This is a genomic window from Flavobacterium sp. PL11 (genome assembly GCF_035985025.1).
Taxonomy (GTDB): Bacteria; Bacteroidota; Bacteroidia; order Flavobacteriales; family Flavobacteriaceae; genus Flavobacterium.
Map to the genome: position 1 here is coordinate 89,324 of NZ_JAXCIA010000008.1, position 24,192 is coordinate 113,515.

Genomic DNA, 24,192 nt, shown 5'->3' on the forward strand with positions numbered 1-24,192 from the left:
TCTTTTTTAATGTTCGTGTCCGTGAGCTGGTAAAGCGCCAGAAGCACTAGATAATTTTATTTGATAGCCTCCTTTGGTTACTACTCTTTCATTTTCTATAATTCCAGATAAGACTTGAACGTTCAAACCATCGCTTGCACCTAATTTTACTTCTCTTTTTTGAAAACTTTCGCCACCTGTTTGAACATAAACATAAAAAGTACCTTGTTCCTCAATTAAAGAAGAAGTGGGTATTACTAATGCGTCAGAAATTGCAGATGATTTTAAATAAACTTCAATAATAGAACCTGAAATCAATTGTCCTGTATTGTTTACTTCAAAAGTTACAGGAATGAACGGAGAATTTGCAGAAGCACTTTTTCCATAAGACACGATTTTACCATCCAAATCGGCTGTGTTGTAAACGATGTCGCTTTGAGGCGTTTTAAAGTTTGCCGAAGTGATACTGGGTAATCTCCCAAAATAATTCTGCGAAACATTAGCTTGAATAAGTAAACGCTTGTTTTTTGAAATCGTTGCTAATGGAGTTCCTGAAGCAACATATTGACCTTCAGTAACCAAAACATCTTTAACAAAACCAGACATTGGAGAAAGGATATTCTGCCCTTTCGAACTGTAATTTTTAGAAACTGTAGAATAAACTCGTTGCGCATTTTCAAATTGCAACTTAACTTGTTGATGGTCTTTCTCCGAAACAATTTTATCAGCAACTAATAGTTTAGAACGTTCATAATCTGAATTTGCTTTCAAGTAATTGTTTTTCGCTTCGTTTACCGATGCATCAATATTATTTTCAGTCATATCAGCTCCAGTAATAGTAAAAAGAGAATTACCCCAATTAACAGCCGAACCTACAATAGTATTTTTTCCAGAAAAAACAACCACACCACTTGCTTTTGCAGTTACTATCATTTCATCTCCAGGAGCAGAAAGTATTTGACCACTGGTTTTAATGACATCATTAAAAGTTTGGTTTTTTACAGCAATATTAGCAAAATCAACTTTCCACGCTTGCTCTTTCAGATAAGATATATCGCCACTTTCAGCAGGTTCAGGTTGTTTTTCAAATGCAGTTTTTTCATCAGGATAAATTAGCACATTTTTAATGGTGATTTTATCTGTATACTCTTTTGTTACGATGTCAAATACTAAAGTTCCAGTTCCAGCAGTTTTTGGCTCTAATGCCAAACGAAATATTCCCGGAGAGCTTGGCGCATCAACAGCATTTTTAATTCCGTTTGAACCAACTATTAAACTAACCGTAATTATAGCATCTGTTAAAGGCTTGAAGTTATCTCCCAAAATAGTAAAATGAGCTGCAAATCTTGAAGTCGAACCCACAACTAAAGGTTTGAACTCTACAAATAATTCAGTTTTCTCTGAATATAAAGTATAAGCCAGTGGCTCAAGTGAAGTAACTTCTTGAGCTTCTTCTTTTTGATTGCAACTTGCTATTCCTAAAACGAATAAACAAAGAAGCAATATGTTTTGTGTTATTTTCATATATGTAAATTTTAATTTACACCCATGAATAAAACAATCATGGGCGTAAAAATTAATTAATGGTCGTGTTTTTCTCCATTCTCATCTTCATGACCGTGCCCGTCGTCTGAAATCACAGTGTCTTTTCCAACTGTGAACTCTTCTTGTTTTACGGTTTCATCATCATGATTAGCGTGTGCCTCACCATCGGCGTGTTCATGTGTCCCGTCAGTATGGTCGTGTCCATGTTCTTCTGTTTTTTTTTCGTTGCATGCAGTAAAAAGAATACTTACAACTGCCATAGAAAGCAATAATTTTTTCATTTTTTTTGATTTTAAAATTTAAGATATATGAAATAAGATTGACCCGTTAGGTCGCTAACACTAATGACTGTGTGCTACTTAATCACATTGTCCAATTAATAAGGTGGACAATTTTCAACGATAATAAACAACATAAAAAATAAAATATAGTAAAAAAAGACTATAAGTATCTTATAATTCAAATTATTGAAGGTTGGTATTAAATAAGCGTGGGAGGTCCTCGAAATTGTAAGGAATGCAAATGAGGTGAAATAATAACAAGAGGCTCTTCATCAAAATGGACCTCTTTTTTTGGATGTAAAATCAGTAAATTTGAAAATGGATAAGTACTAGCGACAAGTACTGAAGCAGGAACTTCATTTACAACTTTTGTAACATCTTCTAAATGAGTTGTAGAGAACACTTCGGAAGTATGACCAAAATGAGAAAAGAATAAAGATAATTCGTTTTCACTTGAATCATGGTGATGGTGGTCTATACCATCGTGGTGATGTTCCTTTACATGTACGTGAGGAAAAATGCTGTGTCCTAATTGAAGAACACAAGCTAAAAAAAGAAAATATAAAGTAATTTGCTTTTTCATCGACCCAAATGTAAATATAATAATTGAATTTTGAATTTAAAAATCTAATTTATGTCATATTAATACTTTTCAAGAAAAAAAACACCTTCTAGAATTAAACATGTCTGTAGTTAAATAAAAATAAAAAAATTTATTAAAAATTTGTTTAGGCTATTTTATCAACGACCATTTTGGCATTTATTAGAGAAGACATTCCAGTTTCAAAAAGAATACGAGCTGGTTTTATGGTTAATACAGACAAAGAATATATGGCTGATTTACGATACATCATAAATAAAAATATGGGGATTAGAACGCATTACGACAGCGATATGGGATCTGGAGTAGGATTGTCGGTAAACTATTAAAGTAAGAATAGATACTTAATAGCTTTCTTTTAGAATTAAATTAAAACCGTTATTAGACTTGGAAGAGTTTACTACCGGTTTTTTTATTCGAAAAATTATATAAAAATCTCGTCTAATTCTAAAACTCAAAAATTGGCTTTTATTTTATCTTTAAAACATTAAATTAAATGCATCATGAATAAAAAAGAAACTACTTATGAAATAAAGCATGTCGATGATGAAGCAATGTCAATTCATAAGCGCAAGAGGGGTAAGGGCTATCAATATTTTGATGAAGACGGTATTAAAATCACAGATACAAGATTATTAAGTAGATTTCGCCGACTAATTATTCCACCGATGTGGAGCGATGTTTACGTTTGTAAATGGGATGATGGTCATATTCAGGCCATCGGTCGAGATGCAAAAGGTAGGAAACAATACATATATCATTCTACATTTGAAAAGGCAAGACAAGAAGAGAAGTTTGCCAAAATGAAAGATTTTGGTAAAGCATTGACAAAATTTAGAAAAAAAGTAATCAATGATATTGCTGTAAAAGATTGGACGAAAGACAAAGTTTTAGCGCTGATCGTTTTGTTTTTAGATGAAACTGGAATCAGAATAGGGAATAAGCAGTATGCAGATCAAAATGGAACCTTTGGTTTGACCACCCTGAGAAGAAAACACATGACTTTTGCAAATAATCAAGTTACATTTGAATATAAAGGAAAAAGTAATCAAATGCGACATGTTGAAATTGATGATATTCAGCTAGCCAAATTAATTAAAAAATCAGCAGAGCTGCCAGGTTTTGAAATATTTAGGTATAAAGATAGTGCTGGAAATTTCCATGCAGTAGACAGTGAGGATGTTAATGACTATATCCGGACTAATATGGGTAAAAATTTCAGTAGCAAAGATTTTCGAACTTGGGTTGCAAGTAGGTTGGCAGTTGAACTTTATCCTTTTGCAATCGAGGCGCTTAGTAATAGTAAAAAAAGTAAATTCAGCAATACTTTAATTCGAATGGTAGCAAATGAACTAGGCAATACACCAACAGTATGTAGATCTTACTATGTGCATCCAGCAATTATGGGTAAAATTGAATCGAAAAGCTTACCAAATAAAATTTATGAAGACGGCGGAATGATGCAAGGCGGACTTACATCATCAGAGAAAGAAGTGATGAAACATATTTAAAATTGAATTAGCAACTTTTTTATTGGTTAATCAAAATTGCTGCTTTAATTCTTTTTTTGCCAAAAATTAAAATAATTAGTGCCAATAAGGTAGAGGTGGTCATTATAACCACCATGGGAACAACAGAATTTTGCACAAAAATACCAACCACAAAGGAAGCAAATGCCCCTAATCCTAATTGAATGGCCCCCATCAAAGCGGATGCGCTTCCTGCATTTCTCGAAAATGGAGCGAGTGTAAGACCAGCTGTATTAGGATTTGAAATTCCTAAGCAAGCTAAAAATAAAAATAACATTGCTATTGTTTCATATAATCCCAAATAGTTATTAATCGCTAATATCAAAAACAATACACTTACAAAGGCCTGCGAAACTAGCGCTCCTAGAATCATTTGCTCACTTGTAAACTTTCTTAATAAAAGTGAATTTAACTGGCTGGCATTGATAAAACTTAATGACATAAAGGCAAAAATCCAACCATAAGTTTTAGCATCTACTTTATAAATATCCATAAATAGAATAGGGGAGGCCGCAACATAGGTAAACAATCCTGAAAATGCGATTGCTCCAGCAAATGCGTACGTATAAAATTGTGGCTCTTTTATAATGCTGACAAAGTTGTTAATTATTGGTTTTGGTTTCAGTGAAATTGAAGTATCTGGTAAATAGGAATTAGGAAGAACAATTTGGGAAGCAATAAGAATAACTATTCCCATACACATCAATATAAAAAATACCATGTGCCAACCATAATCAGCGGTAACATATCCTCCAATTGTGGGAGCTAGCATAGGCGACAGACCAACTACTAACATCAACATCGAAAAAACTTTAGGGATATCTTTGACGGGAAATAAATCTCTAACCATGGATATTGAAGCTACTGTTGCCGCGCAGCTACCCACAGCTTGTATAAAACGTAAGCCAATAAAGGTGTCGATGTCTTTTACAAAAACACAACCCAAAGAAGCAAAAATATAAACTAGTAATCCTATAAATAGCGGTTTTTTACGTCCAAAGCGATCTAGTAAAGGTCCATAAAGTAGCTGTCCTGCCGAAATACCTATAAAATAACTGGATAGAGTCATAGAAACATTAGCAACTGAAGTATTCAAATCCTTTGCAATTCCAGCAAAGCCGGGTAAATACATATCAATGGAAAACGGTCCTAAAGCTGTTAAGGAACCTAATATCAGAATTAATTTTATATATTTTGATTTGGACATCTCTGTAACGTCCATTTCGGAATTAGTCATCAAATAGTAATTTTTAATTTTTTGCAAAGGTAAATTATTTACACGCTTACTAAAACTTAATTTTATTTAAGATTATTGAAGCATATTTTAATGGCATTCTAATTTTTTATTACTAGCAATAAACCAGATATAAAAAGCAGTGCTAAAATAATTTTTTTTAAAAATTCCTCATTTAATTTTAAATAAACCATTTTACCTAATACTAACGCTAGTATAAAAAAAGGAAGTACATATAACGAATTGATTAATTCAGTTGTAGTTACAACGCCTTCAAAAGCTAAAATAAAAATTCGCATCATTGAAACTAATCCTAATATTCCAAACATAGTTGCGCGAAATTCTTTTACAGTAGCCGTTTCATTTTTGATAATTACTGCATACAAAGGTCCGCCTGTAGAAAATACACCAGAGAAAAATCCACCAAAAAGTCCTAATATCATTTGTGTTTTAGTGCCAAATTGATTGTTATTTTTATTAATCAAGTTGTTTAAAACAAATAAAATAATAAATATTCCTAAAGCTTTTTTTAAAATTGTGGGCTCACCAAATAGTAAAACTATAGAGCCAATTAATACACCTATAAAAGAAGTGATCGCTAATTTTTTCAATAAATTTTTGTCCATATTTTTCCACTCTTTATAAAAGTAAATTGGTGAAGCAATAGAATAAAAAATAGATATATAGCACACGGCTTCAGAGAGTGGCATCACAAACAGTAAAAAAGGAAGTGCAACTAAGGCTCCTGCAAAACCACTGATAGTTTGAACGAAAAAACCAAAAAATATCCCAATTATAAGTAATAATAACATTGAATCCATCGTGCAAAAGTAAACCAGCAATCGTTTTTTGTAAAATTTTATCAATGGTTTTATAATGATTTTCCCTTTTAAAAATAGTAATTTTACTAAAAAAAAACTTTTAAATGGTAGATGCGATTGATTTAAAAATAATAGATAAGTTGAAGGTTAATTCTAGAGCTTCATTTGTAGAAATAGGAAAACAAATTGGATTGTCGCCGTCGAGTGTTCGCGAACGCGTTCAGAAATTAGAAGATTCGCAGGTAATAAAAAGCTACAATATTACGCTTAATAATAGTAAACTGGGTTTTGGTCTAGAGGTTTTTATTATGTACAAATTGTTTAGTGGTAAATTAAATGTGTTTTGCGCAAAATTAGAGCTATTTCCTGAAATTGGGGAAGTTTACCGTATCACTGGAACGCACAATATTTTTATGAAAGTAATTTTAAAAGATCAATTGCACTTACAGCAGTTTATTGATCGTCTTTTAATTTACGGTGAACCAACAACTCATTTAGTTTTATCAAATTTAAAAGATCTATAGATTGACTGTTTTTGTTATAATTGAAAGAAACTTCATTATGTTAAAATGAACTATAATTTATATTATGTAAAATAGAAAATTTATAGAAAAGTATTTAACACAAAAAGCATCACCTTTCGGTAATGCTTTTTAGAATGTAATAGATTATTATTTTACAGCAATTGGAATGTTCCAATTTGACCAACTTACAACAACTTTATTCTTTTCAATAGTATATACTAATTTTTCAGTAGACGTTTTTGTAGCTTGTGGTTTTACCATCACTCTTAATTGATCTTCTTTCTCATTATATTTTCCAGCTCCCCATTGCTTATCGACTTTATTAAAAATGATTGTACTTTCTTTACCGTTTGGAATTATAAAAAACGAATATTTTCCTGCTGGTAATTTGGCTCCCTCAACTGTTAGATCTTTATCTGTCGTAAATGTCGTTGCATCATTTGCACCAGCGCGCCACACTTTATCGTAAGGAACTAATCCTCCCCATATTTCACGGCCGTTCACCGATGGACTTCCATAATTAATAGTAATCATAGCTCCATTAATTTTACCAGTAGCGACCTCTTTACTACTAGAAGGTTTGCCTTGAGCAATTGCAAATGTTGTGGCAAATAAGACAATAAAAGTAACCTGTATTTTTCTAATTAATTTCATAATAAATATTGTTTTAGTTTAGGATATAAATATAAACAACTTGCATAAAGTGTGTTGTTATTGCTATTTATTTTAAGAAAAAATTAAGCATTGCACAATTATAAATTAATACAATCTTATTGATTGTGATTGTATTTTTAAAAACGTTATTTTTGCGAGTGATTCCTTTTGATCGACTAATTATGAATACTGTAGCTGACTATATTGCTGATTTTTTAAAAGATTATCCACCATTTAAACACTTGAGTGCTCAAGAATTATCTGAAATTTGTACGACCGTACGTGTTATCAATTACCTAAAGCATCAAGAGATTTTTAAAGTCAATGATCAACTTCATGATTGTTTTTATGTTGTCGCTTCTGGAGTGATAAATCTATCTGTGATTATTGACGCTGAAGACACATTATTAAATAAATGTGCCGCTGGTGATATTTTTGGTTTACGTCCCTTTTTTGCCAAAAATAATTATATGATGACTGCTAAAGCAAGAGAGGAAAGTATTATTTATGCTATTCCTATTACTTCTTTTAGACCTTTTGTAGCCAATAATTCTGATGTTTTGAATTATTTATTGGAGAGTTTTGCTGTAAATACAAGAAATTCAAAAGATAAAGAAAATTTAATTGAAAAATTGATTTCGGATAATGCCTATTTTTCTGATCAGCAATCAGAAATGCAATATTTTCAATCGCTTTCTTATAATACTTCTCCTTTAAAAACGGTTGTAACCGCCACCGCTCAAGAAGTAGCTTTGAGTATGACTTCCAGTTTAAAAAATAGTATTATTGTATGTGATAATAACAACATACCAATAGGCATTATTACCGATAGTGATTTGCGTTCTAAAATAGCTACTGGAAGATTTCAGCTAAATGTTACAGTTGACAAAATTATGTCATCACCTGTCATTACTGTAATTGAAAATATATCATTAGCAGAAGCGCAATTATTGATGCTTAAGCATAATGTAACACATTTATGCGTAACGCAAGATGGATCAGATAAGTCTATAGTTAAAGGAATTATAAATGAACACGATTTAATAATTGCTCAGGCAAGTAATCCTGGTGTATTAATAAAAGAAATTAAACGCTGCCAAGAACCTAAAGAATTAAAACAAATTAGACGTAGACTGACTGATCTAATTCAAACTTCACTTACTAAAAATATCCCTCTTTCTCATATTTTTAATATTGCAAGCGAAATTAATTTAGCACTTATTAAGCGCTCCGTTGAACTTTCAATTTTTGCGCTAGGCTCACCTCCTGCCCGTTTTGCATGGTTAAGTATTGGCAGTCAAGGTAGAAAAGAACAATTACTACTCACTGATCAAGATAGTATTTTAATCTTCGAAGATGTATCAGCAGATAAGTATCGAGAGGTCAAGGACTATTTTCTACTATTAGGAAAAAAAACCACTGCAATACTACAAGATATAGGTTATCAATTATGTCCTAATGAGCATTCAGGTGGCAATATATTGTGGTGTAAATCGTTGACGGACTGGATTAAGCAATATGAAAGATGGATGAACACTACGAATGAAAATTCTAACCAAATCGATAGTATATTCTTTGATATTGAACTTGCTTTTGGCGAACAAAAAATAGAAGATGCGATCACTGATATTATTTATAAAAACGCTAAAAATAACACCTTGTTTTTTGATTTCTTGGGTAATGATGCATTGAGAAAAAATTCTCCTTTGAGTTTCTTTAAAAATTTTAATGTGGAGGATGATGGGCTTAATAAAAATAAATTTGATATTAAGACAAAAGCATTACTGCCTTTGATTGATGGAGCTAGATTATTTGATCTCTATTTTGATATAAGAGGAATTAATAATACGTTTCAAAGATTTAAACAGTTAGCCATCACAGATCCAAAACATGCAGAAATATATCTAAATTGTGCTGAAGCTTTTTTAACATTATCAAAATTTAGAACTTTAGAAGGTTTAAAAAACGATAGTTCTGGTCAATTTATAAATTTAGAGGAATTATCAAAGATTGATCGTGAAAGATTAAAGAATGCTTTGCTGCCAATGACTAAATTAGAAGACCTTATAAAAAGTAAATTTCAACTTACTCAATTTTCATAATTATGTTAGACTGGTTAAAAAATATCCATAAAGAATATCCTGAATTTTGGAAAAATTATATTTCAAAATTTGAAGAAAAATCAAATCGATATGTAATTATATCCACACAAACATCTGGTTCAAGCACGCAAAAAGATGTGGTTTTATCTATTGCTGCTTTTACGATATCAAATGATAGTATATTGATAGGTGATAACTTTGAAACTGTCATATTACAATATAAATATTTTCATGACAATGACTTGATGCATGAATTTATGGTGGAAAGCAAAATAAAAAAATTATCTGAGCCTGAAGCATTAGAATCTTTTATTACGTTTATCAGTAATTCAGTTCTAGTTGGTCATAAAATAAATTCTGATGTTGAATTTATAAATGTAGCATTAGATCGATTAAACTGCGGTCGATTAAAAAATGAAGCACTAGATATTGATACGATGCATCGTAAATTTAATGATATTATCGATAAAGAGTTTACATTAGACGAACTTTGTGATATATATAAAATTCCTAATTTTGACAGCAATTCTACTGCTGAAAATGCATATAAAACCGCTTTATTATTTTTAAAATTAAAATCTAGATTAAAAATTAAATAAAGTTATTCCTTCCCAAAAACATCCATGATGTGTAATAGATGCAGGCTTATAAATTAAATCTACTTCATCAAAAATAAAAGGTAGTCCATGCACTTTAGTAATTTTTGACTGAAAATTCAGTTTTAAAATTTTATTAAAATATTGCTTTTTAGTAACCGCAATAGTATAAATAAAGTCATTAAAAATTTGTGTTTGTGTATAATATTCAAAGCCATCACAGGAAACGCTTCCTGAACAGTCATTGATATAATTACACTCTAATCGTAAAGGAAAAAAACCTCTTTTACCAGTTTGTCGATTGTATATTTTATAAGCGGCTTCCTTACGCGTCCATAGATTCCAAACCATAATTTCGGGGCTTGACGCACTTTCAATAAGCAATTGTTCTTTACATGAAAAAATTTTATTTAAAAACCCTTTACGCTGCCAGTTGCTTTCTTTTCGAGCTAATACCAGATCTACAATGTCATTTCCTATCATTTTGTTTAAAGACAATTAGCTTTTTTCAGCTAATTTAGTTTCAATAATATTCATTGCTGCTTCAACATTCACCATGCGCTCCATTGAATCATTATCTATTACAATACTATATTTTTCTTCAATGTCTAAAATCACATCGACTAAATTTGCAGAATTAATTTTCAAATCTGTAATAAAATCAGTTTTTTCTGTTAGTGAATCTAGTGCGGATTGATCTTGAACATAAGGTTTTATTATATCTTTTAACTGCTCAATAATTTGTTCTTTATTCATTTTTAAAATTCTTTTTAATAGTTTTCTCTTATTTTTTATAGAATTCGATCAGTTGGCGATCGAATTGTTTGATCAATCTTTGTTTTTGTATTATTAATTGTATTTTTTAAAAATCACACAACCATTCACATCACCAAATCCAAAACTAGCTTTTGCTAAAATTTGAATATCTTTATTAATTAAATGTCTTGGAATTCTTGACTCATCAATAATAGCACTAATTTCTGGATGTATGTCTTCACAATTAATATTTGGAAAAATAAATCCATGATGTAATTGTAATATTGAGGCAACGCTTTCAATACTTCCCGCTCCTGATAGACAATGTCCGACCATAGATTTGAGCGAATTTATATAAGGAAAATCTGCTCCTTCTAATCCTAATGCTTCACTCCAATTTTGAATTTCCAAGCTATCTTTTGATGTGGCTGTTAAATGTCCATTAATTATATCGATCTCACTTGCCTTGATTCCAGCATTTGCAACAGCGGCAGTTATACACTTCTGAACAGCTATAGGATTTGGTGCAGTCATTGTTCCAAGGCCGCGTTGACCACCAGAATTTACATTTCCTCCTAAAATTTCAGCATATATTCTAGCACCACGAGCCAAAGCAGTTTCTAAATCTTCAATTAATAATGCTCCCGCTCCACTTCCAGGGACAAATCCGGATGCCGTTACGCTCATTGGTCTTGAACCTGCTTCTGGCGAATCATTATGCTTAAAAGTACAAACTCGCATCGCATCAAATCCGCCCCAAATATAGGGACCAGAATCGCTAGTACTTCCAGCCAAGATTCGTTTGGCTTGTCCAGACTTTATTCTGTCGTAAGCCATCAATATACTCTCAGTTCCTGTTGTACACGCTGATGAATTCGTGGTCACTTGATTTCCCAATCCTAATTTACCACCTAGATAAGCACTCACACCACTATTCATAGTTTGTGCTACAGCTGTACTTCCCAATCTCCGTGTTTGAAAATTATCTATTTTATATATACTTTCGCGAAACTTATCTATTCCTGAGGTTCCTGTTCCAAAAATGGTTCCGCTTTCCCAATCAGGATTGTCGTTATGTTCAATCTTTAAACCAGCATCTTTCCAAGCATTCATTCCAGCAATTACCCCATACAAAATTCCAGAGGAATTAAAATTCCGAAACTCTAATTCTGTAAAATACTGTAAGGATAATTCTTGTGAAACATCTGGTTTACCCGAAATTTGACAAGAAAATTTTAATCTTTGAAGTTCAGTATCGTGCTTAATGCCTGATATTCCATTTTTAATTGCATGAGTAAATGAGTCTAAACTAATTCCATTTGGAGCGACTATCCCAAGACCTGTTATGACAACTCTTCTATTCATAATGCGTTTTTAAAAGATCTCAATTATAGTTACATTTTGTAAATATTAGATTTTATTAATAGATAATCGTCAACTAGTTATTTATTATTTTCATTGTCGAATCATTCCTGCAATTGTTCCACTACAAACAGTTTCCCCAATTTCATTTTTCATAAAAACTTTACATTTTAATTTTCCAAATCTAAAATATATTTTCTCGGAAAAGACTGTTACTTTTTCATTTGGAAAAACAGGCTTTAAAAATTCTATTTCATTAGAGGTTAGCGCTATTAAAGCGCTTTTATTAAATGGATCATTTAATAAATAAATCCCTAAACACACTACACCAATTTGCGCCATCGTCTCTGTCAAAATTACTCCAGGAGTCATTGGATTATCTTTAAAATGTCCTTTATAAAAATCAAGATTCTCATTAAATGTATAATTACCTTCTACTCCATTCTCATCTATATAAGTGATTTCATCAACAAACAAAAAGGGTTTTGAATACGGTAATTTGAAAATAATTTCTGTAGAGGTCATTAATACGCTATTTTATTTTTTAAATTTTTGCTAAATACAAGTAAGACAATTTCTTCTATTAGATTTAAAATAAAAATTCTAAAATTGTAATAAAACCCTTTGCGCCGAAAATCCAGGTCCAAAGCTCAACATCAGTCCTTTGCTTCCTTTTTTTGGTTGATCATCCATGATTCTTTCCAATACATATAAAACCGTGGCGCTTGACATATTTCCATATAATCTTAAAACTTCCTTAGTATCAAAAATATTTTTCCCTAATTCAGAAAATAGATTTTCTACAGTTTGAACAATTTTTTTACCGCCAGGATGAAAAATTAAATGATCAATATCTTCAATTTTCAAATTGTTTCTGCCTAAAAAAGGATGAATTATGTCAGGAAAATGAGAGGATATCGTCTCAGGAACTTCGATATCAAGAACCATTTGCAAACCCGAATTTGTTAATTTGAAACCCATCATGTGGATGTTATCGTAAAAATGATACATTTCTTCGGCCAGTATCTCAGGTCCTTCATCGTCATCATGAGATGAAAGTAATACACAAGCTGCACCATCACCAAAAATGGCTGCACTAACAATATTTGCCATTGAGAAATCATCTAATTGAAACGTAGCTGTAGGACTTTCAACTGCAATTACAGCAGCACGTTTGCCAGGATTGGCTTGCAAAAAGTTTTTAGCATAAATAATACCCGAAATTCCAGCAGCACATCCCATTTCAGTTACAGGAAGTCTTACGATATCTTGACGCAATTGCAGCTTATTAATTAAATAGGCATCCAGTGAAGGAATCATAATTCCAGTGCAGCTTACTGTAATAATGTAGTCTAAATCTATTGGATTCCAGTTAGCTTTATTTAGCGCTTTCTGTAATACTTGCTCTCCTAAATCGATTACTTCACGAACATAAATATCATTTCTTTCTTCAAAAGAAGTTTTGGTAAAAACCTCAATTGGATCCATTATAGAATAGCGTTTATCTACTGCAGCACCTTCGAAAATTTTCTTTACTTTTCTAATAAATCTCTCGTCTTGCCCTGCTAACCATGCATCTAAAAAAGGAATGATTTCTTCCGTCGCTCTTGAATATTTCGGTAACTGTTTCGCTACTGTTTTAATTTTTACACTCATATTTTCGAAATTATCCATTGGTATCTAAAAGCCCATTTCCAATGAATTTTATAATTATTATTTATTCTTTTAGAGAAATTAATTAATTCTTGCTTTTTAAAACCTCTTAGAATAGAGGTCAATCCGTCTTGACGTGACATATCATTTAATTGAAATACAAAACATAATCCTTGAAACAATCGGTATGCAAGGGCACTTCTTTGTAAATCATTGATAACAATTCCAATAGCTGCATTGTTATAAAAAACTTTTAATAAATGATTGATTTGATCATCCTTAAAATGATGCAATGTCAAAGTACACAAAACGATCTCGTATTTTAATTCTTGAAATGACTCACTAAAAATATCTTGACATAAATAACTAATATTACCATATTTTAGCGAAAGTTCTTTAGCGTGTGATATTGTGAAATTATTAGCATCTATTCCTATCAATTTAAAATTAAAATTATTTTCTGAAGCATAATCTGCTAAAGCGCGCAGCATATCACCGTTGCCACAGCCTACATCTACAATTCTAATTTCTTCTCCTGAATAAGACGATGGAAGTAAATCTTTGACACCTTGCAGTGTTAATTTATTTCCTCCTAAAAGCTGATTAATCTTTGCAATTTTGTCTAAAGCATCTCGAAGGATTTCGCCTTCCATATCAAAATCGTCCATTATTTCAGGATCGTCTGTTCTATATTTAGTATTCAATGCCATTTATAAATTGAGAGTTATAGGTTTTCCATGTGTTCTTTTTATTATCAAAGGTAACATGGAAGGAAATGCAATTAATATACGCATTAAAAAAGCCGAAAGTAAAGGTTTTTGTAAAATATCTGATAACAAACGACCCATTTTTAAACGATCTTTAAAATTATAATTCCATTGCTCAATATACTTCTTTTCTAAATCATTTCTTGATTTAATTTCATTATTATAAAACTGAATTACTAATTCTGATACAATTTTAGCACTGTGAATAGCCATTGCCATTCCATTTCCACATAAAGGATGAATGAGTCCAGCAGTGTCTCCAATCATTAAAATATGATTTTCTACAGCTTGTTTTTTTTCAAAAGATACTTGGCTAATAGTTAATGGCTTTTGAAACAGCATTTTAGAATTTAGAAAAACAGATTTTAAATGTGGATTTTTAAAAACGATATTTTCTTGATAATCATCAATATTTTTATATTTTTTAAAAGTCTTATAATCGGCTAGATAGCATATATTGATACTATTCTTTTCCACTTTAGAAACGCCGCAGTAGCCACCCTCAAAATTGTGCAATCCAACTAAATCCTGTGGAAAATCTCCAGCATAATGCGCTTTGACTGCTAACCAAGGGGATTGTTTTTGAATAAAATTACGCGATAGTTTTTGATCAATGTTAGATCTTTTTCCAAAAGCGCCAATAACTGTAGCTGATTCGAAAATAATGTTCTCAGAAGTGGTCACGGTAAATAAATCGTTTTCAAAAACTATAGACTCAACTGTATCTTTTATTATAATGCAGCCATTAAAAATTGCTTTATTGTATAAATATTCGTCAAGAATATAACGACTAATACCAAAACCGCCAAGTGGCAAAGTGCTTTCAATAACACTTCCCGAAACAGTGGAGAATTCTAATTCAGTAATTGCTGTGGGTTGTAGATCAGCAATATTTAAATCTAGAGAGGATAAATATGGCAATACTTCGTTAGAAATATATTCACCGCAAACTTTATGTTTTGGATACTCGTTTTTCTCAATTAAAATGACTTTTAATCCCAATTTTGATAAATGTATAGCGGCAGTTAATCCCGCTAAACCTCCACCCACGATAATTATAGAATTTTTTGTCATTTGGGTAAATTTAATAATTAAGTTTAACAATGACTTTCAAATTTATATATATTTTTTATTAAATTTTTGTGAAAGAATTATAAAGCATTAGCTTTGTTTTTACTATGAAAATATTCAAAAAAAACAAGCTAATTTTACTATTACCAATATTGCTATTGGTTCTTTATTTTTGCGCAGGTGTCTTCTTTGATCCTAAACACGTTATTTATGTTAAGCCTTTAATCATTCCTACTTTCATGATTTATGTGCTCAAGAATAATTTAGACAAGATCACACTAAATTATATCCTATTTGTAATGTTCTTTTATATCAACGAAGTAACGCTTTTATTTTGGGAAAACTCCTTACATTTTTATAGAATTTCTTTAATATCATCATTTTTTGCTTACTTAACATTGGTAATTTTAGGATATAAAAGTATTAAGATTGATAAGCTACAAGCTATTCCAAGTGGATATTCACTTTTCATTTTAATTATTAACTGTATTTTTCTACTAGGAATAGTATATCTGATATCTTCTGCTATAACTGATAATTATATCAATATTATTATAGTCTTTAACGCACTTATAACTATTGTTCTTGGATCAACAGCTGTCTTATACTTATCGAAGTTTGGGAACAGGAAAGCGTACTTTTATTTTTTTGGTGCTTTTGCCTTAATTTTTAATGATGTCTTTTCTGCCGTAGGAGCTTACTTTATTCCAAATATATTTTTAAACACTTTAGATAGAACATTGCATTTTACTGCTTTTTATTTGATCTATCTTTTTACTATACATAATACTAAAAAGGTTGAAAATCTCGTGAAAGATTCTCAACCTTAAAAATTAGTACTATACTTTATTATCTTTAATTTCATCAATAATCTCAGGATTTATTAATGTTGAAGTATCACCAAAACTATCAAAGTCACCTTCGGCAATTTTACGCAATATTCTTCTCATAATTTTACCAGATCGTGTTTTTGGTAGACTAGATACAAATTGAATTTTATCTAATTTGGCTATCGGTCCAATGTGATCTGAAATCAATTGATTGATTTCCTTAATTAAATTTTCTCTTACACGATATTCACCTGTTTCTTTTAATGTAACAAAACCATATAACGCATTCCCTTTTATATCATGTGGAAATCCTACTATAGCACTTTCTGCAACAGCAGGATGTTCATTGATAGAATCTTCTATAGGAGCAGTACCTAGATTATGCCCTGATACAATTACAACATCATCCACTCGACCTGTGATTCTATAATAACCCACTTCATCTCTTAAAGCTCCGTCTCCTGTAAAGTATTTGCCAGGAAAAGTAGAAAAGTAAGTGTCTTTATATCGCTGATGATCACCCCAAATAGTACGTGCAATTCCTGGCCATGGAAATTTAATGCAAAGACTACCTATAGTTTGATTTGCTTCAATCTCATTGCGCTTTTCATCCATAAGTACGGCTTGAATACCTGGAAGTGGCAAAGAAGCATACGTAGGTTTTGTAGGCGTTACAAAAGCTAATGGTGAAATTAATATTCCTCCTGTTTCTGTTTGCCACCATGTGTCAACTAATGGACATCTTTTTCCACCAACATGATCATTATACCAGTGCCAAGCTTCCTCATTAATAGGTTCACCAACTGAACCAATAACTTTTAAGGAAGATAAAGGATGTTTTTGAACGTATTCTATATTTTCTTTAGCTAAAGCGCGAATGGCTGTAGGTGCTGTGTAAAATTGAGTTACTTTATGCTTTTCAATTATTTCCCAAAAGCGACTAAAATCAGGATAAGAAGGAACACCTTCAAAAATAACGGTTGTAGCTCCGTTTAATAATGGACCATAAAGAATATAAGAATGCCCGGTAATCCAACCGATATCAGCGGTACACCAGAAAATGTCATTTTCCTCGTAACTAAACACATTTTTAAAAGTATAAGCAGTGTAAACCATATAACCAGCAGTGGTATGGACCATTCCCTTAGGTTTTCCAGTAGAACCTGACGTATAAAGTATAAATAAAGGATCTTCAGCATCCATTATTTCAGCAACATTATTATCTGAAGCTGCGTCTAAAAGAGGCTGTAACCACTGGTCACGACCTTCCTTCATATAAATTTCAGAATTTATTCTTTTTACAACTAATACATTTTCAACACAAGTGCATTTATCTAATGCTTCGTCGACAATACTTTTTAAATCAATAGTCTTATTTCCACGGTAACCTCCATCAGAAGTGATAACCATTTTGCATTCGCTATCATTAATACGGCTGGCAACCGCCGAGGCCGAAAATCCTGCAAATACTACCGAATGGATAGCACCAATTCGAGCGCAAGCTAATGTCGCAATAGCAAGCTCAGGAATCATAGGTAAATAAATGCAAACGCGATCGCCTTTTTTAATTCCTTGATCTCGCAAAATGTTAGCCATTTTACAAACTTTTTCGTGTAACTCATTATAAGTGATATGCAAGGATTGTTCAGAAGGATCGTTCGGCTCAAAAATTATAGCTGTTTTTTCACCTCTCTTAGCCAAATGTCGATCGATGCAATTTTTGACAATATTTACTTTTGCCTCAGTAAACCATTTAATATCAGCTTCAATCATATCAAATTCAACAACTTTATCCCATTGCTGATACCAAGTGAAATTCTCTTGTGCTATTTTACCCCAAAATTTTCTAGGTTCACGAACTGATTTATTGTAATGTTTAAAATACTGTTCTAAATTGTCAATTTTGTAGTAGCTCATATTTATTTTTTTATAAATGTATTAAATCTATCGTTATTGGTAAAACTATTTAAATTTTTAATCAAACAAAAATTAAATATCTAAATATCGTTTGAAATTTATTCTACCCTTTTAAAAAAATTAAAAAATGCATTCCATAAAAAAACGAGAAGAAGTTACCCATTCCCGTTAATTTTTATAGAATACAAATGAAATTCACAACTGTAATTTGAATAGACTACACTAATAAAAACGTGATACGTTTTAAACTATTTACAGTATTTATAAATTTAATAGCGCTAATTTCTAACGTAATATTTCGTTATAATTTAATTTTATGCAATTTTTTTCATAGCAGTCATTGATTCTCTTAACCACTCCCCTACTTCCTCTATAGGATGCTGACGAATGCTTTTGTTAACTGCAATTAATACTATATTATCAACCGAATTTGTGGTAGAAAAAGGTTTTCCGATGACATTAGTATCCACCGTTTTCATAAAATCAGTCAATAATGGTTTACAAGCATGATCAAATAAATAACAACCATATTCGGCTGTGTCAGAAATAATTCTGTTCATTTCATATAATTTTTTTCTAGCAACTGTATTAGCAATTAAAGGCAATTCATGAAGTGATTCATAGTAAGCAGATTCCTCGATAATACCCGTTTGAGTCATAGTTTCAAAAGCTAATTCAACTCCTGCCTTTACCATTGCAATCATTAATACACCATTATCAAAATATTCTTGCTCAGCAATAGTTACTGTTGTTGCTGCTGTTTTCTCAAAACTAGTTTCGGCAGTAGCAGCTCTCCAAGTCAATAAATTGATATCATCATTAGCCCAATCAATCATCATGTTCGTTGAAAATTCACCGGAAATAATGTCATCCATGTGTTTTTGAAATAATGGACGCATTATGTCTTTTAGTTCCTCTGCAAGTCTATAGGCTTCAATTTTAGCAGGATTAGATAAGCGATCCATCATATTGGTGATTCCACCATGTTTTAACGCTTCTGTTATCGTTTCCCAACCGTATTGAATCAATTTAGAGGCATAGCTTGGCTCAATTCCCTCTTCAACCATTTTTTCAAAACATAAGATGGAACCAGTTTGTAACATTCCACAAAGAATAGTTTGCTCTCCCATAAGATCTGATTTTACTTCAGCAACAAATGATGAGTTTAAAACTCCAGCTTTGTGACCACCTGTTGCAACCGCGTACGCTTTAGCTTGCTCAAAACCTTCTCCATTAGGATCATTTTCTGGATGTACAGCAATTAATGTTGGAACACCAAAACCTCTTTTATATTCCTCCCGAACTTCAGATCCTGGACATTTTGGAGCACACATAATTACGGTAATATCTTTACGTATTTCCATGCCTTCTTCAACAATATTAAAGCCATGAGAATAAGCTAAAGTAGCTCCTTGCTTCATTAAAGGCATGATTGCAGTAACCACCGCAGTATGCTGTTTGTCAGGTGTTAAGTTACAAACTAGATCTGCAATGGGAATTAATTCTTCATACGTTCCCACTTCAAAACCGTTATCAAATGCATTTGTAAAAGATGTTCTTTTTTCAGAGATTGCTTCGGCTCGTAAAGCATAAGAAATATCTAAACCAGAATCTCTCATGTTTAATCCTTGGTTTAATCCTTGAGCTCCACAGCCTACAATTACTACTTTTTTACCTTCAAGTGCCTTTATCCCATTAACAAATTCAGATTGATCCATGAATTCGCAAACGCCTAATTGTTCGAGTTGTAATCTTAAAGGTAATGAATTGAAATAATTTGCCATTTTAATTTTTTTATTTTTTTTGTACTTAAATTTTAGTGGTGTGTTGTTGCTACTTGTAATATTATTTTGAGAGACTTTAAATTTTTTATTGTAAAGTTTCTAATAAAGTTGATATATCCATTTTTGCTTTAGAAACAGAAATTCGACCTGAACGAACAAACTGCATAATTCCATAAGGTTTTAATTTTTTATATAATGATTCTATATCGGCTCTTTGACCTGATATGGATATTACAAAGAAGTCTCTTGCTACGGTAACAATAACAGAATGACTTTCTTTTATAATATTTTGAATTTCTCTCTCGTCAAAAAGTAAACTAGATTGAATTTTGAAAAGTGCATTTTCCAAGAAAATTGTTTCCTCGTCAACATGGTAATAGGTTTTGATTACCTCAATTTGTTTTTCAATTTGACCCACAATGTTTTGAACCCATTTTTCTGTAGTATTAACTACAATTATAAATCGCGAAACATTATCGATCTCCGACTCAGATACATTTAAACTTAAAATATTGATGTGGCGTTTTAAGAATATTCCAGATATTCTATTCAATAAACCCACATTGTTTTCTGAATAAACAGAAATGGTGAATGTTTTATTTTCCATAATATTAACTTAATCGAATGTCTGAAACTGATGCTCCTGTAGGAATCATAGGGAATACGTTATTTTCTTTTTCTACCATAACTTCTAAGAAATAGGATTCTTTTGAAGCCATCATTTCTGCTACGGCACCATCAAGATCTTCTCTTTTAGTAACTTTTTTTGCTTTGATATAATATCCTTCGGCAATTGCAATAAAATTAGGGTTTGTCATTTCAGTAGACGCGTATCGTTTATCAAAAAATAATTGTTGCCACTGACGCACCATTCCTAGAAATTCATTGTTAAGTACTACAATTTTTACAGGAACCTTAGTTTGAAAAATGGTTCCTAGTTCTTGGATGGTCATTTGAAAACCACCATCGCCAATAATTGCCACTACTTCCCTATCAGGCATACCCATTTTAGCACCAATGGCCGCTGGTAAAGCAAATCCCATGGTTCCTAAACCACCTGATGTTACATTACTTTTTGTCGTATTAAATTTGGCATAGCGACAAGCAAACATTTGGTGTTGCCCTACATCTGATACCATAATAGCATCTCCTTTAGAATGTTTATTTATCATTTCAATTGTTTCTCCCATAGAAATTCCTTCTTTCTTAGGTTGCAACTCATCATTAATAACTGATTCTAATTCTATTTTATATTTTTCTTTAAATTCATTGTGCCAAGATTCATGCGTTTTATTTTCGATAAGCGGAATTAAAGCGGTTAAAGACTCTTTCAAATCTGCTAATACTGCCACGGTTGTTTTAACGTTTTTATCAATTTCAGCTGGATCAATTTCAAAATGGATTACTTTAGCTTGTTTAGCATAAGAGGCTAAATTTCCTGTAACCCGATCATCAAAGCGCATACCAAGCGCAATTAGGACATCGCACTCATTTGTCAACACATTTGGACCATAATTGCCATGCATTCCTAGCATTCCTACATTTAAAGGATGTGCGGTGGGCATAGCTGAAAGTCCAAGAATAGTCCATGCTGCTGGAATTCCCGACTTTTCTACTAATGCTATTAACTCCTTTTCAGCTTGACTTAAAATAACACCTTGTCCATAAATTATATAGGGCTTTTTAGCATTATTTATTAATTGCGCTGCTTCTTTTACTTTTTCTAAGTTTAGAGTCGGTTTTGGATTATAACTTCTGATACTTGTACATTTTTTGTAACTAAATTCAATTTCATCGAATTGAGCATTTTTAGTAATATCAATCAAAACTGGACCAGGACGACCTGACTTTGCTATATAAAAAGCTTTCGCCATTATCGCTGGAATTTCAGAAGCCTCTGTAATTTGGTAATTCCACTTTGTCACTGGAGTAGAAATCCCAATGATATCCGTTTCTTGAAAAGCATCCGATCCTAATAAATGTTTGCCCACTTGTCCCGTTATGCATACCATAGGAGTTGAATCGATTTGCGCATCGGCAATACCGGTAACTAAATTAGTTGCTCCAGGACCTGATGTTGCAATGGCCACTCCCACTTTTCCGGTAGCTCGTGCGTAACCTTGAGCAGCATGTGTAGCGCCTTGTTCATGACGAACTAACACATGATTTAATTGATCTTTAAATTTATATAGCTCATCATAAACGGGCATAATTGCTCCGCCAGGATAACCATAAATTAAATCCACGCCTTCTTCTAAGAGACATCTTATAACGGCTTCAGCGCCTGATATTTTATTGTTTTCCATTTTTTTTTGCTTTTTGCCAATGGCGATTCGCTTTTGGCATTTTAATAATAATTTAGCTATTGCCAAAATAAAATTTATTATTTTTTTTCAAATCCAATAAATTTATTATCGAATTTGACTTATGCTAAAAGCTAAAAGTCATTAGCTAACTGCTAATTTCCATCTGTTACACATCCTGTTGATGCACTTGAAACTGCTCTAGCATATTTTAATAAAACTCCTTTTGTGACTTTTAAAGCTGGTTGTACCCAACATGCTTTTCGCGTAGCAAATTCTTCATCAGAAATTTTTAAATTAATTGTATTTTTAATAGCGTCAATTGTAATTAAATCTCCATTTTGAACTAGTGCAATTCCGCCACCATCAAAAGCTTCTGGAGTGATGTGACCTACTACAAAACCGTGTGATCCACCAGAAAATCTTCCATCAGTGATTAATGCTACTGAGCCTCCAAGTCCAGCACCCATTATGGCTGATGTAGGTTTCAGCATTTCAGGCATGCCAGGACCTCCTTTTGGCCCAACATATCTAATGACAACTACATTTCCAGGTTTTACAAGTCCGTTTTGAATTCCAGGAATTACATCAAATTCACTTTCAAAAACAATGGCTTCGCCTTCAAAAAATTCTCCTTCATTTCCGCTAATTTTTGCAACTGCACCTTCTTCAGCAAGATTGCCGTATAAAATTTGGATATTTCCTGTTGTTTTTAATGATTTTTGAATTTCGTGAATCACATCTTGACCGTCATCTAAGTCAGGAAGATCAGCTAAATTCTCAGCTACTGTTTTTCCTGTCACCGTCATACAATCGCCGTGCATTAATCCTTCTTTTAATAGATATTTCATAACGGCAGGAACTCCACCTACATTATGTAAATTTTCCATTAAATATTTACCGCTTGGTTTTAAATCCGCTAACATGGGAGTTCTATCACTAATATCTTGAAAATCTTTTAATGTGATTTCTATATCAACAGAATGCGCCATAGCAATTAAGTGCATTACCGCGTTAGTAGATCCTCCAAGTACTGCAACAATAGTAATTGCATTTTCAAAACCCTTGCGAGTCATGATATCTTTGGGTTTTATATCTTTTTCGAGTAAAATTCTAATATACTTTCCCGCTTGTAAACACTCTTGTTTCTTTTCATCACTCAATGCTGGATTTGAAGAGCTGTACGGCAAACTCATTCCAAGCGCTTCAATCGCTGATGCCATTGTATTAGCCGTGTACATTCCGCCACAAGCACCAGGACCTGGACACGAATTTTTTATAATTCCTTTAAAATCCTCATCAGAAATTGTATTTTGAAATTTTTTGCCCAATGCTTCAAATGAAGAAACAATATTTAAACTTTCACCTTTCCAGGTTCCAGAATGGATTGAACCTCCATAAACCATAATCGATGGTCGATTTACCCTTCCCATAGCCATTAAAGCGCCTGGCATATTTTTATCACAACCAGGTATTGCAATCATTGCATCATACCATTGTGCACCCATAACGGTTTCAATAGAATCAGCAATTACATCTCGTGAAACTAGAGAGAATCGCATTCCTTCGGTTCCATTAGAAATACCGTCGCTGACACCGATTGTATTAAAAATTAGTCCTACTAAGTCAGTTTCCCAAACTCCTATTTTTACATCTTTTGCAAGATCGTTTAAGTGCATGTTACAAGTATTTCCCTCGTAACCCATACTTACAATTCCAACTTGCGCTTTCTTTAAATCATCCTCAGTCAAACCTATTCCGTAAAGCATTGCTTGGGCAGCAGGTTGCGTTTCATCTTGAGTTATTGTTTTACTGTATTTATTTAATTCCATTATTATTTGCTTTGTCTTTTTTTATTAAAATAAATTTAGGTCAGTAGATAA

General features: G+C 32.1%; 23 protein-coding genes and 1 pseudogene. 6 read left to right on the forward strand and 18 right to left on the reverse strand.

The genetic code is table 11. The features are described from left to right. Positions 1–6: 6 nt before the first annotated feature. The 3 genes from RCH18_RS06275 to RCH18_RS06285 all read right to left on the reverse strand — a co-directional run bounded on the left by RCH18_RS06275 (position 7) and on the right by RCH18_RS06285 (position 2,388). A complete protein-coding gene (locus tag RCH18_RS06275; RefSeq protein WP_326935895.1) occupies positions 7–1,503 on the reverse strand; it encodes an efflux RND transporter periplasmic adaptor subunit in 1,497 nt (498 codons plus the stop codon). 56 nt (positions 1,504–1,559) lie between these two features. Next, entirely contained in the window at positions 1,560–1,784 is a 225-nt protein-coding gene (locus tag RCH18_RS06280) for a hypothetical protein (protein WP_326935896.1), read from the reverse strand. Between the two features lie 220 nt (positions 1,785–2,004). Beyond that, positions 2,005–2,388 (reverse strand): hypothetical protein, encoded by a 384-nt coding sequence (locus tag RCH18_RS06285; protein ID WP_326935897.1) that lies wholly within the window; start codon positions 2,386–2,388, stop codon positions 2,005–2,007. 170 nt (positions 2,389–2,558) lie between these two features. Between RCH18_RS06285 and RCH18_RS06290 the strand changes: the two are divergent. After that, positions 2,559–2,735 (forward strand): annotated as a pseudogene (locus tag RCH18_RS06290) (hypothetical protein); the annotation flags it as partial. Positions 2,736–2,909: 174 nt separating this feature from the next. Beyond that, the gene (locus RCH18_RS06295; RefSeq protein WP_326935899.1) at positions 2,910–3,917 is read left to right on the forward strand and encodes a DNA topoisomerase IB; all 1,008 of its coding nucleotides are present in this window, start codon (positions 2,910–2,912) and stop codon (positions 3,915–3,917) included. Positions 3,918–3,936: 19 nt separating this feature from the next. Here RCH18_RS06295 and RCH18_RS06300 read toward each other — a convergent pair whose 3' ends face one another. Together RCH18_RS06300 and RCH18_RS06305 are read right to left on the reverse strand one after the other, a co-directional pair. Further along, positions 3,937–5,142: a multidrug effflux MFS transporter gene (locus RCH18_RS06300; RefSeq protein ID WP_326935941.1), complete on the reverse strand. Its 1,206-nt coding sequence runs from the start codon at positions 5,140–5,142 to the stop codon at positions 3,937–3,939. A gap of 128 nt (positions 5,143–5,270) precedes the next feature. Beyond that, positions 5,271–5,990 carry a sulfite exporter TauE/SafE family protein gene (locus RCH18_RS06305; protein WP_326935900.1) on the reverse strand — a complete coding sequence of 240 codons (720 nt, stop codon included), beginning with the start codon at positions 5,988–5,990 and terminating at the stop codon, positions 5,271–5,273. A 104-nt stretch (positions 5,991–6,094) separates the two neighbouring features. Between RCH18_RS06305 and RCH18_RS06310 the strand changes: the two genes are divergently transcribed. Then, entirely contained in the window at positions 6,095–6,514 is a 420-nt protein-coding gene (locus tag RCH18_RS06310; RefSeq protein ID WP_326935901.1) for an Lrp/AsnC family transcriptional regulator, read from the forward strand. A 147-nt stretch (positions 6,515–6,661) separates the two neighbouring features. On the opposite strand, the gene RCH18_RS06315 is transcribed toward RCH18_RS06310, so the two are convergent. Next, on the reverse strand, positions 6,662–7,168 hold the full coding sequence (locus RCH18_RS06315; RefSeq protein WP_326935902.1) for a DUF2911 domain-containing protein: 507 nt from the start codon (positions 7,166–7,168) through the stop codon (positions 6,662–6,664). A gap of 182 nt (positions 7,169–7,350) precedes the next feature. On the opposite strand from RCH18_RS06315, the gene RCH18_RS06320 reads away from it, so the two are divergent. Then, positions 7,351–9,270: a DUF294 nucleotidyltransferase-like domain-containing protein gene (locus RCH18_RS06320; RefSeq protein WP_326935903.1), complete on the forward strand. Its 1,920-nt coding sequence runs from the start codon at positions 7,351–7,353 to the stop codon at positions 9,268–9,270. A 2-nt stretch (positions 9,271–9,272) separates the two neighbouring features. Further along, on the forward strand, positions 9,273–9,869 hold the full coding sequence (locus tag RCH18_RS06325; RefSeq protein WP_326935904.1) for a 3'-5' exonuclease: 597 nt from the start codon (positions 9,273–9,275) through the stop codon (positions 9,867–9,869). Here the strand turns inward: RCH18_RS06325 and RCH18_RS06330 are convergent. The 7 genes from RCH18_RS06330 to RCH18_RS06360 all read right to left on the reverse strand — a co-directional run bounded on the left by RCH18_RS06330 (position 9,855) and on the right by RCH18_RS06360 (position 15,478). Then, on the reverse strand, positions 9,855–10,349 hold the full coding sequence (locus RCH18_RS06330; protein WP_326935905.1) for a 4'-phosphopantetheinyl transferase family protein: 495 nt from the start codon (positions 10,347–10,349) through the stop codon (positions 9,855–9,857). The two genes, RCH18_RS06325 and RCH18_RS06330, sit on opposite strands and share 15 nt — an antisense overlap. 15 nt (positions 10,350–10,364) lie before the next feature. Next, entirely contained in the window at positions 10,365–10,622 is a 258-nt protein-coding gene (locus tag RCH18_RS06335) for an acyl carrier protein (protein WP_326935906.1), read from the reverse strand. A gap of 93 nt (positions 10,623–10,715) precedes the next feature. Beyond that, the gene (locus RCH18_RS06340) at positions 10,716–11,987 is read right to left on the reverse strand and encodes a beta-ketoacyl-[acyl-carrier-protein] synthase family protein (RefSeq protein WP_326935907.1); all 1,272 of its coding nucleotides are present in this window, start codon (positions 11,985–11,987) and stop codon (positions 10,716–10,718) included. Positions 11,988–12,077: 90 nt separating this feature from the next. Beyond that, a complete protein-coding gene (locus RCH18_RS06345; RefSeq protein WP_326935908.1) occupies positions 12,078–12,509 on the reverse strand; it encodes a 3-hydroxyacyl-ACP dehydratase FabZ family protein in 432 nt (143 codons plus the stop codon). A gap of 78 nt (positions 12,510–12,587) precedes the next feature. Continuing rightward, positions 12,588–13,640 (reverse strand): type III polyketide synthase, encoded by a 1,053-nt coding sequence (locus RCH18_RS06350; protein ID WP_326935909.1) that lies wholly within the window; start codon positions 13,638–13,640, stop codon positions 12,588–12,590. Beyond that, positions 13,637–14,347 (reverse strand): methyltransferase domain-containing protein, encoded by a 711-nt coding sequence (locus RCH18_RS06355; protein WP_326935910.1) that lies wholly within the window; start codon positions 14,345–14,347, stop codon positions 13,637–13,639. Before RCH18_RS06355 ends, RCH18_RS06350 begins: the two co-directional genes overlap by 4 nt. Beyond that, on the reverse strand, positions 14,348–15,478 hold the full coding sequence (locus RCH18_RS06360) for an NAD(P)/FAD-dependent oxidoreductase (protein ID WP_326935911.1): 1,131 nt from the start codon (positions 15,476–15,478) through the stop codon (positions 14,348–14,350). It lies immediately after the preceding gene. A gap of 104 nt (positions 15,479–15,582) precedes the next feature. Between RCH18_RS06360 and RCH18_RS06365 the strand changes: the two genes are divergently transcribed. Beyond that, a complete protein-coding gene (locus RCH18_RS06365; protein ID WP_326935912.1) occupies positions 15,583–16,305 on the forward strand; it encodes a hypothetical protein in 723 nt (240 codons plus the stop codon). Positions 16,306–16,314: 9 nt separating this feature from the next. On the opposite strand, the gene acs is transcribed toward RCH18_RS06365, so the two are convergent. The 5 genes from acs to ilvD all read right to left on the reverse strand — a co-directional run bounded on the left by acs (position 16,315) and on the right by ilvD (position 24,141). Beyond that, on the reverse strand, positions 16,315–18,222 hold the full coding sequence (gene acs, locus RCH18_RS06370; RefSeq protein ID WP_326935913.1) for an acetate--CoA ligase: 1,908 nt from the start codon (positions 18,220–18,222) through the stop codon (positions 16,315–16,317). A gap of 314 nt (positions 18,223–18,536) precedes the next feature. Beyond that, positions 18,537–20,006 carry a ketol-acid reductoisomerase gene (gene ilvC, locus RCH18_RS06375; protein ID WP_326935914.1) on the reverse strand — a complete coding sequence of 490 codons (1,470 nt, stop codon included), beginning with the start codon at positions 20,004–20,006 and terminating at the stop codon, positions 18,537–18,539. Between the two features lie 85 nt (positions 20,007–20,091). After that, the gene (ilvN, locus tag RCH18_RS06380; RefSeq protein ID WP_326935915.1) at positions 20,092–20,613 is read right to left on the reverse strand and encodes an acetolactate synthase small subunit; all 522 of its coding nucleotides are present in this window, start codon (positions 20,611–20,613) and stop codon (positions 20,092–20,094) included. 4 nt (positions 20,614–20,617) lie between these two features. Next, a complete protein-coding gene (gene ilvB / locus RCH18_RS06385; protein WP_326935916.1) occupies positions 20,618–22,312 on the reverse strand; it encodes a biosynthetic-type acetolactate synthase large subunit in 1,695 nt (564 codons plus the stop codon). A gap of 152 nt (positions 22,313–22,464) precedes the next feature. Beyond that, complete coding sequence (gene ilvD, locus RCH18_RS06390; protein WP_326935917.1) at positions 22,465–24,141, reverse strand: dihydroxy-acid dehydratase; 1,677 nt, start codon at positions 24,139–24,141, stop codon at positions 22,465–22,467. Positions 24,142–24,192: the final 51 nt, after the last annotated feature.